The sequence below is a fragment of the Marinobacterium marinum genome (assembly GCF_013868415.1).
Classification (GTDB): Bacteria; Pseudomonadota; Gammaproteobacteria; order Pseudomonadales; family Balneatricaceae; genus Marinobacterium; species Marinobacterium marinum.
Window position 1 is genome coordinate 1 of the sequence record NZ_JACEMT010000038.1, and the last position, 14,857, is coordinate 14,857.

The following is a 14,857-nucleotide window of genomic DNA, read 5'->3' on the forward strand; positions in this document are numbered from 1 at the left end:
ACGCCGGCGCCGACGGTACGACCACCTTCACGGATGGCGAAACGCAGACCGTCTTCCATCGCGATCGGGTTGATCAGGGTAACAGTCATCTGGATGTTGTCACCCGGCATGACCATTTCAACGCCTTCCGGCAGTTCGCACGCACCCGTGATGTCAGTGGTACGGAAGTAGAACTGCGGACGGTAGCCTTTGAAGAACGGAGTGTGACGACCGCCTTCTTCCTTGCTCAGTACGTAGACTTCGCCTTCGAACTTGGTGTGCGGAGTGATTGAACCCGGCTTGGCCAGAACCTGACCACGCTCAACTTCGTCACGCTTGGTGCCACGCAGCAGCGCACCAACGTTCTCGCCTGCACGACCCTGGTCCAGCAGCTTGCGGAACATCTCAACACCGGTACAAGTCGTCTTGGTGGTGTCCTTGATGCCGACGATTTCGATTTCGTCACCAACGTTCAGAATACCACGCTCGATACGACCGGTTACTACGGTACCACGACCGGAGATAGAGAACACATCCTCGATCGGCATCAGGAACGGCAGGTCAACAGCACGCTGCGGCTCAGGAATGTACTCGTCCAGAGTCTCAACCAGCTTCTTGACAGCTGCCTGACCGAAACCATCCTGATCTTCGCCGTTCAGTGCTTTCAGCGCAGAACCTACGATGATCGGAGTGTCGTCACCCGGGAAGTCGTACTGGTCCAGAAGTTCGCGAACTTCCATTTCAACCAGTTCCAGCAGCTCTTCGTCATCAACCATGTCTGCCTTGTTCAGGAAGACAACGATGTACGGTACACCAACCTGACGAGACAGCAGGATGTGCTCACGTGTCTGCGGCATGGGGCCGTCAGCAGCAGAACATACCAGGATAGCGCCGTCCATCTGAGCAGCACCGGTGATCATGTTCTTAACGTAGTCGGCGTGTCCCGGGCAGTCTACGTGCGCGTAGTGACGGGTCGGTGATTCATACTCTACGTGTGAAGTAGAGATGGTGATACCACGCTCACGCTCTTCCGGTGCATTATCGATACCGTCGAAGGCAACGGCGTCGCCGCCCCATACTTCTGCACAAACACGAGTCAGTGCAGCAGTCAGAGTGGTTTTACCGTGGTCAACGTGACCGATGGTGCCCACGTTAACGTGCGGCTTGTTACGTTCAAATGATTGTTTAGCCATGGCAAGGTCAACCTGATCAAGTCGTTTCAAAGACGCCAAATACGACAAAGGGTAGACATATCACTATATCTACCCTTCATCAAAACTGGAGCTCATGGGCGGATTTGAACCGCCGACCTCACCCTTACCAAGGGTGTGCTCTACCCCTGAGCTACATGAGCATAACTCTATTATTGCAACACTCCGTTGGAGCGGGTAGCGGGAATCGAACCCGCCTCTTCAGCTTGGAAGGCTGAGGTAATAGCCACTATACCATACCCGCTTAAACGGAAATGGTGGTGGGAGGTGGATTCGAACCACCGAAGCTCGCGCGTCAGATTTACAGTCTGATCCCTTTGGCCACTCGGGAACCCCACCAGCCTTCACTTCTTCCAAACATGGTGCCGGCACGAGGAGTCGAACCCCGGACCTACTGATTACAAGTCAGTTGCTCTACCAACTGAGCTATACCGGCTTTGTCTGTCGAAGTGGTGCGTATCTTACTGATCCGATTGGGGCTGTGCAACCCCTTTGCACGATTTTTTTTCTACTTTTATTCCCGGCCAGCCGGCTTTCACGATTCGAGCCAGCTGCACCTCGTCAACTTGCCCTTCGATCACTCCGATCTGCAGCCGAAAGCCGGGACTGTTATCCAGAATCTGCTCCTGCTCCAGGGTCAGCTTCAGGACCGAGCGAATCGCCTCCCGCTCGCGCTTGACCTGCTGTAGCGCATCCTCCCCCATAAAAGGCCCCAGTACAAAGTCGCCCCCCCGAGTTTGCGGCACCCAACCCGCCAGCGCCAGCCGATCCAGCAATTCCAGCTGCTCCTCCACCCCTGCCGGCCTCGGCAAACGTAACCGGTACCCCAGCACGACAGGCACCATGGACTCAACATCAACATTAAAACCGCGTTTGCGCATTTTTTCGGCCGCAGTGTCGGCCTCGGCACGGGAGGCAAACCCGGCCAACTGATAGCACTCCTGCGCTCTCGGCTGCAGAGTTTCGCCACCCCCCAGCTCATGCAGCAGTCGTAATCGACTGATCTGTTCGCCCGCCATTTCCGGCGGCCTGCTCGTCTGCTGCTGCGCATACCACAGCAACAGCAGTGCATTCATCAGCAATAACAGGAGAGCCAACCATCGCATCATGCCCTTACTCCAGCGCCCATCGCAGTCCATCCATAACCAGGTCCGGACACCATTCGGCCTCCGGCATCACCTCCAGCCACTGTCGCCCGTCGCCCCCCGTAACCAGCACCCGGGAAGGCACATCCGCCACTCCCGGGATATCGTTTTTCAGCTGGCGCGCCAGTGACAGCAGCAGCAAATTGATCCCGTGTTCTACCCCGCTACTGGTATCCCTTCCAGGCATCACAACACCAGAATCAACCGGTCGATCCACTGTCACACCGGCCGTATTACCCAGCAACGCCTGCCGCATCAACCTCAGGCCCGGCAGGATATACCCTCCCTGATGACAGCCCGCAGCATCCAGCAAATCCACTGTGATCGCACTGCCACAATCCACAACCCAACAAGCATCTTTCACCTGGTGCCAGGCCGCCAGCAGTGCCAGCCAACGATCCACCCCCATGCGCGCCGGATCCTTATAGCTGTTGCGAACGCCGGCCGCTTCAGCCTGTGCACAGGCTCGCTGCAACGGCACCTGCCAGTATCGCTCGACCCCCGCCTGCAAGGCCCGATCAAAGACCTCTCCGGCAACCGAGGCAAACCAGATTCTATCCGGTCGTTCACCACATTCCAGCAAGCGTTCGGCGCTGAACTCGGCGGTCAGCCAACTGCCCCGCCGCCGAACCCGCCCCTGCTCCAGCAGGCGCCACTTGATAAAACTATTGCCCGCATCCAGCTCAAGCCGTTTCATACGCTCGCACACTCACCTCGCCGCCATGGAACACCTCCGTCCCCTGGTCAGTCTGCAACCGTATGCCGCCCTGATCAGTCACGCCCAGACACACCCCTTCAAAGGTATGCGCGCCCGATGTCAGACGCACCGACTGCCCCTGAAAGACATGCACCGCCTCCCATGCGGACCGCAACCGGGCAAATCCGCCATTCTCGAAATCCTGCAGTACCCGCACCAACCGTAACACCAGCGCACCCAGCAGCTCGGTGCGATCACCGGTGAACCCCAGCGTGCGCAGATCAACACAAGGCTGATCCAGTGCTTCAGCCAACCTTTCGGGCAGCGCAACATTCAGCCCCACACCAATCGCCACCTGGCATTCTCCGGCCGCATCCCCACTGATCTCGATCAGGATCCCGGCCAGCTTGGCCTGTCCGACCAGCAGATCATTGGGCCACTTCACTCCGGCCTGATCAATTCCCAGTTCGACCAGCGCCTGCTGCAGCGCCAGCCCGACCGCCAGACTGAGCCCTTCCAGAGCGGCTACACCGGTATTGAAACGCCACGCCAGTGTAAAACACAGGCTCGACGCTAGCGGACTCAGCCACTGACGACCACGCCGGCCACGGCCTGCGTGTTGATATTCGGCCACAAACAGCCCGCCAGGAATGCCCTGCTGCAGCGCCTGTGTGCCCTGGCTGTTGGTTGATTCGGTCTCGATTGCCACCTCGACAACGGCAAGCCGCTCATCCTGCTCATCCAACCGCAACTGCTCACGCAACCGCTCGCCATCAATCAGATCCAGACCGCCGGGCAAGCGATAGCCGCGCCCTTTGACGCTGTACACCTCCAGCCCCAACTCCTGCAGGCGCTGCATATGCTTCCACACTGCGCTGCGACTGATCCCCAACTCCCGTCCCAACTCACTGCCTGAATGGAAGGCCCCGTCAGACAGCACGGATAGCAACTTATCCAGCATGCCTCACCCCGGTCGACACGCGCTCCAGAACCACAAAACTGTAGGCATAGGGATTAGGTTCAACGGCTGCAAAGTCTTCCCGGCCAATCTCCTGCCAGACGTCCGTTTCCAGTTCCGGGAAAAAGGCATCGCCTTCGATCTCGGCATGCACCTGGGTCAGATACAAACGGTCCGCATGCGGTAGACAGAGCGCATAAATTTCAGCACCGCCGATCACCACCGCCTCGTCCACACCATCAATCAGCGCCAGGCTTTCACCCAGCACCAGCCCATCTTCCAGGCTGTGTACAATCCGCACGCCATCATGCTGCCATGCCGTATCGCGTGTAATCACGATATTGACCCGGCCCGGCAGGGGACGCCCTATCGATTCAAAGGTCTTGCGCCCCATAATGATCGGCTTGCCGAGCGTGACCCGCTTGAAATACTTCAGGTCTTCCGGCAAATACCAGGGCAGTTTATTGTTGCTACCGATTACCCGGTTTTCGGACTGGGCAACTATCATGGCCAGGCGCATACGTTCTCCTTGCATCAAACGGCGATGGGGGCTCGAATAGCCGGGTCTGGGTTATACCCGGCAACTTCGAAATCTTCGTACTCGTAGCTGAAGATGTCAGCCGGGCGGCGGCTCAACTTCAGCTGCGGCAGTGCTCGAGGCGTGCGCGAAAGCTGTTCCTGCACGATCGCAGGATCGTTGAGATGATTGTGGTACAGATGCAGATCACCGAAGGTATGTACAAACTCGCCCACTTCAAGCTCACACTGCTGGGCCACCATATGGGTCAGCAGTGAATAGGAAGCGATATTGAACGGCACCCCAAGGAAATAATCGGCACTGCGCTGGTACAGCTGGCAGCTTAACTTCCCCTCGGCAACGTAAAACTGGAACAGCGTATGACAGGGCGGCAGCGCTGCACGCCCCTGGCGCACGTTTTCCTGCGGGCTGATCGCCTCGTCCGGCAGGTCGGCCGGATTCCAGCCGCTGACAATCAGGCGGCGGGAGTTTGGGGTACGCTTGATCTGCTCGATTACGCTGGCGATCTGGTCGATGGTCGAACCATCAGGGCAGGCCCATGAACGCCACTGCTTGCCATAGATGGGCCCCAGGTCGCCATCTTCCAGCGCCCACTCATTCCAAATGCGCACACCACGCTCCTGCAGCCAGGTGTTGTCCGTACTGCCGGACAGAAACCAGAGCAGCTCATAGACCACCGACTTGAGATGGATCTTCTTGGTCGTCAGCAGAGGAAAACCCTGCGCCAGATCGAAGCGCAGCTGACGACCAAATACGGAGCGCGTGCCCGTACCGGTACGGTCACCCTTGTCCACGCCGCTATCGATGATGTCTCGCATCAGATCCAGATACTGCTGCATAACCGCCCCGTTTCAAAAACAAATAGCCGCCATTTTATGCCGCTGGCAGCCCTTTAGCCAGCGACACTCTCGCAGTATCAGACCCGCCGCACCGCCTCGCGCCGGTACGCCAGCAGCATCAGCACCACCCCCAGCAACACCATCGGCAGCGACAGCAGCTGTCCCATGGTTAGCCAATCGAAGGCGATGAAGCCCAGATGCCCGTCCGGCTCGCGCACCAGCTCCACCAGCGATCGAAAAGCGCCATAGCCCAACAGAAACAGCCCGGACACCGCCATGCGAGGACGCGGACGGGCCGAATACCACCACAGCAGTGCAAAAAGCAGAATCCCCTCCAGCGCCATCTCATACAGCTGCGACGGATGCCGTGGCAGACCATCACCGGCACGAGGAAAGACCACCGCCCAAGACAGATCGGTTACCCGCCCCCAGACTTCACCACCGATGAAGTTGCCCAAACGTCCCGCACCCAGCCCGATCGGCACCAGCGGGGCTACAAAATCACTGATTTCAAAAAACGACTTGCCGTTGCGATACGCAAAAACGGCCAGCACCACGATGACACCGATCAGGCCACCATGGAAGGACATGCCCCCCTCCCACACCGCAAACAGCCACAGTGGCTGCTGCAGAAAGTAATCGAAGTTATAGAACAGCACATACCCCATGCGCCCGCCCAGAATCACCCCGACCGCCCCCCAGAACACCAGGTCAGACACCTGCTGCTCGGTCCAGCCGGAACCGGCCCTGCGGGCGCGCACATTCCCCAGCCACCAGGCGGCACCGAAACCGATCAAATACATCAGCCCGTACCAGTGAATCTGTAACGGTCCCAGCTCCAGCGCCAGCGGATTGATATCATGTACCCACATAAACATTTATCCCAGGTTGGAAAGAATAAAACGGACAACCATCACCGGCAGAAATTCCGCAAGAGCCCTTTTTCAGGATGGATGTATCCGCCGGGCAAAGCGGTTTATCTTAGAGCCTGAACCCCACGGAGGAAACCAAATCGCCATGTGCCTTGCCGTTTTTGCCCTGAATGCACACCCGGACTGGCCAGTAATCCTCGTCGCCAACCGTGACGAGCAGCATGCGCGCCCGACCATGCCACTCGGTATCTGGCCGGATCGCCCCATTCTCGGTGGACGCGACCTGCAAGCAGGCGGCAGCTGGATGGGATTGGGCAACAACAACCGCTTTGCCCTCGTAACCAACCACCGCAACCTGCGCCGCCCCGTACCTGAACAACCCCGTTCACGCGGCAATCTGGTAACGGACTTCATCGATTCATCCCTGACAGCCCCCGACTTCTGCACCCGTCTGGAAGATGCCCGCTACGCCGGCTTCAATCTGCTGATGCGCGATGACCACAGCTGGTACAGCTACAGTAACGTACAGCAACACTGCCGCCCCTTGCAGCAAGGCATCTACGGTCTCAGCAATGCCTTACTGAACACCCCCTGGCCCAAAACTTTGCAGGCCCGCGCTCGGCTGCAACAGGCCCTGGCGCGCAACCAACTGAACCCCGAGCACCTCTTGCATCTGCTGCATGAGCGTCGCCAGGCCGATGACGGGCAACTGCCGGACACCGGTCTGACAACCGAGCGGGAACGCCTGCTGTCGTCCTGCTTCATTGTCTCGGACACCTATGGCACACGGGTCAGCACCCTGCTGATGCAGCACCGCAGCGGGCGCCTGCTGTTCATGGAAGAGAGTTATGATGCTGCCGCCCACCCCTGTGGACGGCGCCGATTTCTGCTGGACCGCCCCGGACTGGCGAGCGGCTAGCCGGGGGGCTGATGCGGCAATCGTGGGCGCGTCAACTGCCCCAGCCCCAACTGCTTCAGGGTATGGCGCAGATAACGGTGGATCTCTTCAGCATCATCCATACGCAAGACTCGATTCAGCAACGACTGCGCCCGCGCCAGACTGACACCGCGAATGGCCGATTTGACTCGCGGCAGGTTATTGGCATTCATGGACAACACCTCATACCCCATTGCCATCAGCAGCAGCGCACCGCCCGGGTCCGCCGCCATCTCCCCACAGATCGAGACCGGCTTGCCTTCCTTGCGGGTCTCTCGGGCAATGTACTGCAGCGCCCTCAACACGGCAGGGTGATAGGCGGCATATAATCCGGCGACACGCGGGTTATTACGATCCACTGCCAGTATGTACTGGGTCAGGTCATTGGAACCGACAGACACAAAATCAACCAACCGGGCAAAACGACGCACCTGATATACCGCCGCCGGTACTTCGACCATCACGCCAACCAGTGGCCGCTGTACGTCATACCCTTCATCCTGCAGCTCAACCAGCGCCCGGTCAATCTGACGCAGCGCCTCTTCCACCTCGTGCACACTGGTCACCATCGGCAACATGATACGCAGATTGTTGAAGCCCTCCGACGCCCTGAGCATGGCGCGCACCTGCACCAGAAAAATCTCCGGATGATCCAGGGTCACCCGGATGCCACGCCACCCCAGGAAGGGGTTGTCTTCCTCAATGGGGAAATAGGGCAGTGCCTTGTCACCTCCGATATCCAGCGTGCGCATGGTCACCGGGCGCGGTGCAAAAGCTTCCAGCTGACTGCGGTAGCTCTGCAGCTGTTCCTGCTCACTGGGAAAGAAGTCACGAATCATGAAGGGGATTTCGGTACGATACAGCCCGATACCTTCCGCGCCATGCTGCAGGGCGCGTGTCACGTCTGCCACCAGCCCCGTGTTGACCCATAGCGGCATCCGGTAGCCATCCGTGGTCTCAGCCGGCAGGAGTTTCAGCCCTTCCAGTTCCGCCGCAACCAACTGCTCCTCGCGCATCACCTCACGGAAGGCCTCCAGCAGCTTTTCCGACGGGTTCACATACACACGCCCGGAATAGCCATCCACAATAACCTGACGACCCTCCAAACGGGTAAACGGCAGGTCTACCACCCCCATCACTGTTGGGATGCCCACTGCTCTGGCCATAATGGCCGCATGGGAGGAGCCCGACCCGCTGACTGACACCAGCCCAACCAGCTGTTCTTCCGGTACCAGCCCCAGCATGGCCGGCGACAGTTCGTCGGCGATCAAAATACTGTCGCCCTCGCACTCGATTTCGGGCGGCCCCGCATTTTCCTGCAGGTAACCGAGGATACGCCGCCCGAGGTCACGAATATCACTGGCTCGCTCCCGCAGGTAGGTATCCTCCATGGAATTGAACTGCCGCACCTGTGCCAGCACCACCTCGCGCAAGGCTCCTTGAGCCCAGTTCCCGGCCTGAATACGCGCTTCGATTTCACCCACCAGCGCCTGGTCGTCCAACATGCGCAGATAGACATCAAACAGCACCTGCTCTTCGGCGCGCAGACGTCGAGACAAGTTGTGACTGACCGTATGAATATCATCACGCACCGCTTCCACCGCCGCTCTGAACGCTTCCCGCTCGGCGACAATATCACGCGCCGGTTTATCAGGTACCGTTTCCAGTTCGGCCGCCAGCGTCGCCACCACAACCGTGCCGATCGCCACGCCGGACGAAGCCGCCACGCCGGTAAAATAGCGATCAATCTGCGGCTTCATCTGAGCCTGTGGATGGTTTTCGGCATTGACCGACCCGGTTGCCTCCGCATGTGCAATCACCCCGGCCAGCTGCGCCGACAGGGTTACCATGAAAGCCTCTTCACTTTCATCGAAACGACGGTGCTCTTCCTGCTGTACGACCAGCACGCCCAGAATACTGCGGTGATGGATAATGGGAACGCCGAGAAAAGCGTGATAGCGCTCTTCACCCGTTGCCTTGAGGTAATGGAAGGCCGGGTGACGAGAGGCATCTTCCAGATTGATGGGCTCGGCCCTCTGGCCGACTTGGCCGACGATCCCTTCGGTCGGCAACAGGCTGACCTGATCAACCGCTTCCTGATTCAGCCCCTGAGTCGCGCGCAGGACATAGCGCTGGCGCGCAGGGTCAAACAGAAAGATGGAACAAACTTCGGTTTTCATCGCTCGCTGAATGCGCCGCACGATCAGATCCAGTACAGAATCCAGATCCGGGGCCGTACTGACCTCCTGAACGATCTTGCGCAGCACACTCAGCATACTCATCAGGTAGCTCCTCTGGTTATCAAGTGTGCGGCCTGGAGGCGCGCCAACCGGGGCGACAGCTCCTTCATCGCCTTGCGATACACCTCACGTTTGAAGGACACTACCTGTCCCAGAGGGTACCAATAACTGACCCACTCCCAGCCGTCAAACTCCGGGGAGTCGGTATGATCAATCCTGACTGCGCTGTCATCACTGAGCATACGCAGCAGGAACCACTTCTGCTTCTGGCCCACACACACCGGGTGCGAGTGGCGCCGGATCATGCGTTTGGGTAGGCGGTAACGCAGCCAGCCTCGCGTCACTGCCAGAATCTCCACATCTGCGGCCGTCAGCCCGACCTCTTCTCCGAGTTCGCGATACATCGCCTGCTCGGGTGTCTCGTCCGACTGTATGCCACCTTGCGGGAACTGCCAGGCATTCTGCCCGATACGCCTTGCCCAAAGAACCTGACCCTGCGAATTAACCAGAATGATTCCGACATTGGGTCTGAATCCGTCTGCATCAATCACAATTCTGATCCCGATCTATATCCGTTTTGGTTTTTATTGTTCCACAGATCTGCGGTTTGGCAAATAGCAAGCCTGAGCGACCCGGCCCGGTCACCGCCGTTTTTTGTCCACAGCAGCGTCAGACGCGAGAACGGCAACCTTGCATGCTGGCATTCAAGGCCCGCATGATTTGCCGCCGACTGATGACGCCCTGCAACAGCCCTGCCTTGGCGACCGGCCAGGTTTTGGGCTTGTTGCTGCCCATTTTCTGGACCAGATCAATAATACTGTCCGTCGGCGCGGCGCACAGGGGCTCGCGGTACATGATATCGCCGACCAGTGTACGACTGTCGCAGTGATAGCTGCCACTGACCAGATAGTCGATACAGTCATGCTCGGATACGAAACCGACAACACAGTTGGCATCATCCACAACCGGCAACCCGGTCAGGCCCGACTGCAGAATCAGATCCACCGCCCGAGACAGGGGCATTTCCACACGCAAGGGATGCGGCACTGGCTGCATCAAATCCTGGACTCGCTGTTGTTGCATCATGCTATGTCTCCTTTCACCCGAATACCCTCTGAGTATGGCAAAGGCTGAGGCGATTGGACCAGCATCCCCGGCAGAGGCAATAGCAGACACACTTTCGAACAAAAGGAAACCACCGCCCCGACGGGCGGTGGCATGGGGGTCAGATCGCAGGCAGAACGCGCAGAAAATAGGCTTTCAAATACTCGGTTTCAGGAATGGCCGGATGGATCGGATGATCCGCTCCCTGACTGCCCTGTGCGAAGATCTGCGCATTGCGGTCCAGCTCTCGACTGTTGGCCCGCAGAATATCGACCAGCCGGTCCTTGGCCAGGTGCATGGAACAAGACGCCGAAATCAGCGTGCCATCCTTGCTTAACAGGCGCATCGCCAGGTTGTTAATACGTGCATAGGCACGCTCGCCGTTACGAATATCCTTGCGCCGGGCGATAAATGCGGGCGGGTCAACAATCACGACATCAAAGCGTTCCTTGTCCGCGACCAGCGCCTTGCACAATTCGAAAGCGTCACCCTGAAGCCCCCGAAAGCGGGTTTCACCATCATTCAATCGGGCATTTTCGGCAGCCACTTCCAGTGCCGTTACCGAAGCATCCACACACACCACTTCGCTGGCACCTGCGGCCAGAGCCTGTGCACCCCAGCCACCCACATAGCTGAACAGATCCAATACACGCTTGCCTTTCACCAGCGTCTGCATTCTGGCACGATTTTCACGGTGGTCGTAGAACCAGCCCGTTTTCTGCCCGGTCAGTATCGGGGCCAGCAGATTGACACCATTTTCATTCAGCGGAGCCAATTCGGGCACTTCACCCTGCACCACCTCAACATAGGTTTCCAGGCCTTCACTCGCACGCATCTTGCCGTCATTGCGCAACACGATGGCCTGTGGCCGAAACACCTTGTTCAGAGCGTCAATGATCTGCTCCAGCACCGCTTCCATACCGGCGCTCGATATCTGCACAACCAGAATATCGTAGAAACGATCCACCACCAGCCCCGGCAACATGTCGGCATCACCGAAAATTACCCGGTAACAGGGCTGATCGAAACACTGTTCACGCAGGGACTTGGCCAGATTGAAACGGTGCACCAGCAATGAGCGATCCAGCGGATGGCTCAGATCACGACTCAGCAAGCGACCGCAAATCAGGGTATTCGGATTCAGCGTGGCAATGCCCAGCGCCTTGCCGCGCGCATCCTGCACAATGACCTGTTCGCCCGGCTCGAAGCCTTTCAGTGGCGTCGCCTTACTATCGACTTCATTGCTGTAGATCCAGAGGTGCCCGCCACGCAGGCGCCGATCGGCACCCGACTGAAGAATGAGAGGTTTGAGGTTCATTGTACTCTGTCTTTGCTCTTAAATGACTGTCCCGGCACAAGCCGGGACAGTGAGATGAGTTGGTCGAAAACCGTAATACGACCCGTCGGTACCGCGTTGTGCCGGCTTAACCTTCGGCGTCACAATGGGCCGTGTAGCCATCCGCATCCAACAACTCTTCCAGCTCGCGGCTGTCACTCAGCTTGAGCTGGAAGAACCAGCCATCACCATAGGGATCGGCATTGACTGCTTCCGGAGCATCTTCCAGGGCCTCATTGATGGCCACGACCTCACCACTCAGAGGAGCGTAGATGTCGGAGGCAGCCTTGACCGATTCAACGGCACCCGCATCATCGCCTGCGGCCATCTCGGCACCCACTTCCGGCAACTCGACAAACACCACGTCACCCAACAGATCCTGGGCATGATCCGTGATGCCAATCGTTACCAGGCCGTCACCTTCATCACGGACCCATTCATGGCTGGCCACATATTTCAATTCGTTCGGGACATTGCTCATTTCGGTTTCCTATTGTCGGCTCATTCAGGCAAATACTTTTTCACCATGGCGAACAAACGGGGGCGTTACCACTTGTACCTGCACCCGCTTGCCACTCACCTCCACTTCGGCCGCATCAGCGGCCGACACCGGCACTCGGGCCAGGGCAATGACGCAACCCAGCGTTGGCGATACACAAGCGCTGGTGACTTCACCCACCGCGTTCCCGTCGACCAGCACCTTTTGCCCGGCACTCAGGGGGGCTTCACCAGCCATCACCAGTCCGGCCTGGCGGCAGGTTACGCCACCGGCCTGCACCGCTTCGAGCGCTTCGCGCCCAACGAACAGTCGCTCTTTCGGCTCCAGATCCAGCCCTCGCAGCATACCGGCGGCCAGCGGCGAGACCGTCTCGTCCAGCTCGGCCCCGTAGCGACTCAGCCCCGCTTCCAGGCGCAACGTCTCGCGAGCTGCCAAACCACAGGGCGTAACACCCGCATCCAGCAGTTGCTGCCAGAAGTCGACAGCTTCTTCTTCCGGCAACATCACTTCCAGACCGTCCTCGCCCGTATAACCGATACGCGCAATAAACCAGCCTTCCGATTCCTGCCCGGAAAACTCCTTGAGTTCGGACAGCAGCCGCGCCCGTGACTCGCTGACAACCTGTTCAACCCGCTGACGGGCCTTGGGGCCCTGAATCGCGATCATCGCCAGCTCTGGCTGTTCGGTCAATGCCACATCAAAGCGCAACGCCTGATCGGCCATCCAGCGCAAATCCTTTTCCCGGCTGCTGCTGTTGGCAACAATGCGGTACCACTCGCCCGAGGCATCGGGCTCAGTCATCAGATACACGATCAGATCATCGATCACGCCACCTTTTTCGTTCAGCATAACGCTGTACAGGGCCTGACCTTTCTGCCTGAGGCCGGCCACATCGGCTGCCAGCAGATGACGCAAATAGCTGCGCGCCTGCGCACCCGATACATCAACAATGGTCATGTGTGACATATCGAACATGCCCGCGCTCTGACGCACCCGGTGGTGCTCTTCTACCTGGGAGCCATAATGCAGCGGCATGTCCCAGCCGCTGAAATCGACCAATCTGGCGCCCAGGGCATGATGTTGTGCGTGAAGTACGGTCTTGTGTCCCATCGGTAAGCTCATCTGCTGCAGCGTTCCGACCCACGGCCTGAGCCGCGTCGCAACTGGTTAACAGAAAAAAAGGGAAGACAATGTATCGGCATTTGCGCCCCAGATCAATATTTAACCGTCTGTCAAGGGACGGCGCTGTAAACGCCGGGGGCGATCTCCGGACAGTCCCATCGCCTGCAGCACCAGGTGTTGCTTCACCGGCTCCAGACGGTCCATGAGGTTCATGCCACAGCTGCGCAGCAAACGCACCGGTGCCGACCGGGGCGCGAACAGACGACGAAACCCTTCCATCGCTGCCGACATGCACAGGTTGGCACTGCGCCGCTGACGCTGGTAACGACGCAGCACCTGAAGGTCCGCGATGGATTCGTTGCGCTGCCAGGCCGCCTCGACGACATCGGCCAGAGCGGCAGCATCCATGAGCCCCAGATTGACCCCCTGACCCGCCAGCGGGTGTATCGTATGAGCGGCATCGCCTACCAACGCCAGACCCGTGTCCACATACTGATGAGCATGACGCTGCCGCAGCGGTATCAGATGACGCTCGGCGCTGTCGACAACCTCGCCAAGACAGTATTCGGCAGCCCGCGCCAAGGCCTGCCGGAAAGCCTCATCAGACAGGGCCATCAATGCGCGAGCATGCTCAGGCGAGGTGGACCAGACAATGGAACTGGTGCGCCCATTGCCGCCAGCCAGGGGCAACAGGGCCAGGGGCCCGTCCTCGGTAAACCTCTGCCAACACGTCTCGCCATGGGGGCGGACGGTCGTAATGGTCGTAACCAGCGCATGATGCCCATAGTCCCATTCGGTGGCGCCCAGACCACTCAGCTGCCGAGTCCGTGACAAAGCACCATCAGCCCCCACCACCAGCGCGGCGGTCAGCTCACGGCCGTCGCTGAGGGTCAGCGTTCTCTCGCCAGCCGCCAGAGGCGCCGACAGTTTCTGCAGGCTGATACCACTTAGCAGAGTCAGATTGTCATGCCGGGCAACCTGCCGCAGCAGCCCTCCCTGCACCACCGAATTTTCAACAATATGTCCCAGGCAGTCTTCATGCAGGGCATCGGCACTGAAGTGAATGCGTCCCCCCCCCTCGCCATCCCAGACCTCCATATCATGATAGGCGCGAGCACGCCCCGAACCGATAATGGTCGACCAGGCTCCCAGCTGCTCCAGCAGCTGTACCGATGCCGGATTCAGCGCACTGACCCTGGCATCATACTGCGAGCCCGGCCGTTCGGTAATTTGCTCAAGCCAGTCCGACACCTCGCCGCTGCGCTGCTCCAGAACGATGATTCTTCGCCCGGCGGGAGCCAGCGACAAGGCCAGCGACAGCCCTACCATACCCGCTCCCACAATCACCAGATCCGCCTGCCATTCGCTCGTCATGTCGAT

At 59.0% G+C, this 14,857-nt stretch carries 15 protein-coding genes and 4 tRNA genes; 1 reads left to right on the forward strand and 18 read right to left on the reverse strand.

Features of this window, described 5'->3' with window-relative positions; translation table 11 throughout:
- The 11 genes from tuf to lgt all read right to left on the reverse strand — a co-directional run.
- Positions 1-1,172: elongation factor Tu (gene tuf, locus H1S06_RS04390; protein WP_181737627.1), on the reverse strand; the 1,172-nt coding region annotated here is incomplete at its 3' end.
- Between the two features lie 86 nt (positions 1,173-1,258).
- Positions 1,259-1,333, reverse strand: a tRNA-Thr gene (locus H1S06_RS04395).
- A gap of 26 nt (positions 1,334-1,359) precedes the next feature.
- Positions 1,360-1,434 (reverse strand) — tRNA-Gly (locus H1S06_RS04400).
- Positions 1,435-1,445: 11 nt separating this feature from the next.
- A tRNA-Tyr gene (locus tag H1S06_RS04405) sits at positions 1,446-1,529 on the reverse strand.
- A 21-nt stretch (positions 1,530-1,550) separates the two neighbouring features.
- Positions 1,551-1,626, reverse strand: a tRNA-Thr gene (locus H1S06_RS04410).
- Positions 1,627-1,651: 25 nt separating this feature from the next.
- Positions 1,652-2,299, reverse strand: a complete 648-nt coding sequence (locus H1S06_RS04415) for an SPOR domain-containing protein (RefSeq protein ID WP_181737629.1) — start codon at positions 2,297-2,299, stop codon at positions 1,652-1,654.
- 4 nt (positions 2,300-2,303) lie between these two features.
- Positions 2,304-3,032: a type III pantothenate kinase gene (locus H1S06_RS04420; RefSeq protein ID WP_181737631.1), complete on the reverse strand. Its 729-nt coding sequence runs from the start codon at positions 3,030-3,032 to the stop codon at positions 2,304-2,306.
- A complete protein-coding gene (birA, locus tag H1S06_RS04425; RefSeq protein WP_181737633.1) occupies positions 3,019-3,993 on the reverse strand; it encodes a bifunctional biotin--[acetyl-CoA-carboxylase] ligase/biotin operon repressor BirA in 975 nt (324 codons plus the stop codon). The genes H1S06_RS04420 and birA overlap by 14 nt, the downstream gene beginning before the upstream one ends.
- Entirely contained in the window at positions 3,983-4,510 is a 528-nt protein-coding gene (locus tag H1S06_RS04430) for a dihydrofolate reductase (protein WP_181737635.1), read from the reverse strand. Before H1S06_RS04430 ends, birA begins: the two co-directional genes overlap by 11 nt.
- Positions 4,511-4,524: 14 nt before the next feature.
- A complete protein-coding gene (locus H1S06_RS04435; protein ID WP_181737637.1) occupies positions 4,525-5,367 on the reverse strand; it encodes a thymidylate synthase in 843 nt (280 codons plus the stop codon).
- Positions 5,368-5,444: 77 nt separating this feature from the next.
- Entirely contained in the window at positions 5,445-6,239 is a 795-nt protein-coding gene (gene lgt, locus H1S06_RS04440; protein ID WP_181737639.1) for a prolipoprotein diacylglyceryl transferase, read from the reverse strand.
- 145 nt (positions 6,240-6,384) lie between these two features.
- Between lgt and H1S06_RS04445 the strand changes: the two genes are divergently transcribed.
- Positions 6,385-7,158: an NRDE family protein gene (locus tag H1S06_RS04445; RefSeq protein ID WP_181737641.1), complete on the forward strand. Its 774-nt coding sequence runs from the start codon at positions 6,385-6,387 to the stop codon at positions 7,156-7,158.
- On the opposite strand, the gene ptsP is transcribed toward H1S06_RS04445, so the two are convergent.
- From ptsP to H1S06_RS04480, 7 genes are all read right to left on the reverse strand, one after another.
- Entirely contained in the window at positions 7,155-9,452 is a 2,298-nt protein-coding gene (gene ptsP / locus H1S06_RS04450) for a phosphoenolpyruvate--protein phosphotransferase (RefSeq protein WP_181737775.1), read from the reverse strand. The genes H1S06_RS04445 and ptsP overlap by 4 nt on opposite strands.
- Positions 9,453-9,457: 5 nt before the next feature.
- Complete coding sequence (locus H1S06_RS04455; RefSeq protein WP_181737643.1) at positions 9,458-9,967, reverse strand: RNA pyrophosphohydrolase; 510 nt, start codon at positions 9,965-9,967, stop codon at positions 9,458-9,460.
- A gap of 118 nt (positions 9,968-10,085) precedes the next feature.
- Positions 10,086-10,502, reverse strand: coding sequence for a CBS domain-containing protein (locus H1S06_RS04460; protein WP_255482900.1), 417 nt, complete (start codon positions 10,500-10,502; stop codon positions 10,086-10,088).
- A gap of 139 nt (positions 10,503-10,641) precedes the next feature.
- Entirely contained in the window at positions 10,642-11,838 is a 1,197-nt protein-coding gene (locus tag H1S06_RS04465) for a class I SAM-dependent rRNA methyltransferase (RefSeq protein ID WP_181737645.1), read from the reverse strand.
- 106 nt (positions 11,839-11,944) lie between these two features.
- Positions 11,945-12,337, reverse strand: coding sequence for a glycine cleavage system protein GcvH (gene gcvH, locus H1S06_RS04470; RefSeq protein ID WP_181737647.1), 393 nt, complete (start codon positions 12,335-12,337; stop codon positions 11,945-11,947).
- Positions 12,338-12,361: 24 nt separating this feature from the next.
- Complete coding sequence (gene gcvT, locus H1S06_RS04475; RefSeq protein ID WP_181737779.1) at positions 12,362-13,465, reverse strand: glycine cleavage system aminomethyltransferase GcvT; 1,104 nt, start codon at positions 13,463-13,465, stop codon at positions 12,362-12,364.
- A 111-nt stretch (positions 13,466-13,576) separates the two neighbouring features.
- Positions 13,577-14,851, reverse strand: a complete 1,275-nt coding sequence (locus H1S06_RS04480; RefSeq protein WP_181737649.1) for a UbiH/UbiF/VisC/COQ6 family ubiquinone biosynthesis hydroxylase — start codon at positions 14,849-14,851, stop codon at positions 13,577-13,579.
- Positions 14,852-14,857 lie beyond the last annotated feature (6 nt).

Coding starts and splice junctions, on each gene's coding strand:
- H1S06_RS04415 (WP_181737629.1), bottom strand. CDS start 2,299: ATGATGCGATGGTTGGCTCTCCTGTTATTGCTGATGAATGCACTGCTG.
- H1S06_RS04420 (WP_181737631.1), bottom strand. CDS start 3,032: ATGAAACGGCTTGAGCTGGATGCGGGCAATAGTTTTATCAAGTGGCGC.
- birA (WP_181737633.1), bottom strand. CDS start 3,993: ATGCTGGATAAGTTGCTATCCGTGCTGTCTGACGGGGCCTTCCATTCA.
- H1S06_RS04430 (WP_181737635.1), bottom strand. CDS start 4,510: ATGCGCCTGGCCATGATAGTTGCCCAGTCCGAAAACCGGGTAATCGGT.
- H1S06_RS04435 (WP_181737637.1), bottom strand. CDS start 5,367: ATGCAGCAGTATCTGGATCTGATGCGAGACATCATCGATAGCGGCGTG.
- lgt (WP_181737639.1), bottom strand. CDS start 6,239: ATGTGGGTACATGATATCAATCCGCTGGCGCTGGAGCTGGGACCGTTA.
- H1S06_RS04445 (WP_181737641.1), top strand. CDS start 6,385: ATGTGCCTTGCCGTTTTTGCCCTGAATGCACACCCGGACTGGCCAGTA.
- ptsP (WP_181737775.1), bottom strand. CDS start 9,452: ATGCTGAGTGTGCTGCGCAAGATCGTTCAGGAGGTCAGTACGGCCCCG.
- H1S06_RS04460 (WP_255482900.1), bottom strand. CDS start 10,502: ATGATGCAACAACAGCGAGTCCAGGATTTGATGCAGCCAGTGCCGCAT.
- H1S06_RS04465 (WP_181737645.1), bottom strand. CDS start 11,838: ATGAACCTCAAACCTCTCATTCTTCAGTCGGGTGCCGATCGGCGCCTG.
- gcvH (WP_181737647.1), bottom strand. CDS start 12,337: ATGAGCAATGTCCCGAACGAATTGAAATATGTGGCCAGCCATGAATGG.
- gcvT (WP_181737779.1), bottom strand. CDS start 13,465: ATGGGACACAAGACCGTACTTCACGCACAACATCATGCCCTGGGCGCC.
- H1S06_RS04480 (WP_181737649.1), bottom strand. CDS start 14,851: ATGACGAGCGAATGGCAGGCGGATCTGGTGATTGTGGGAGCGGGTATG.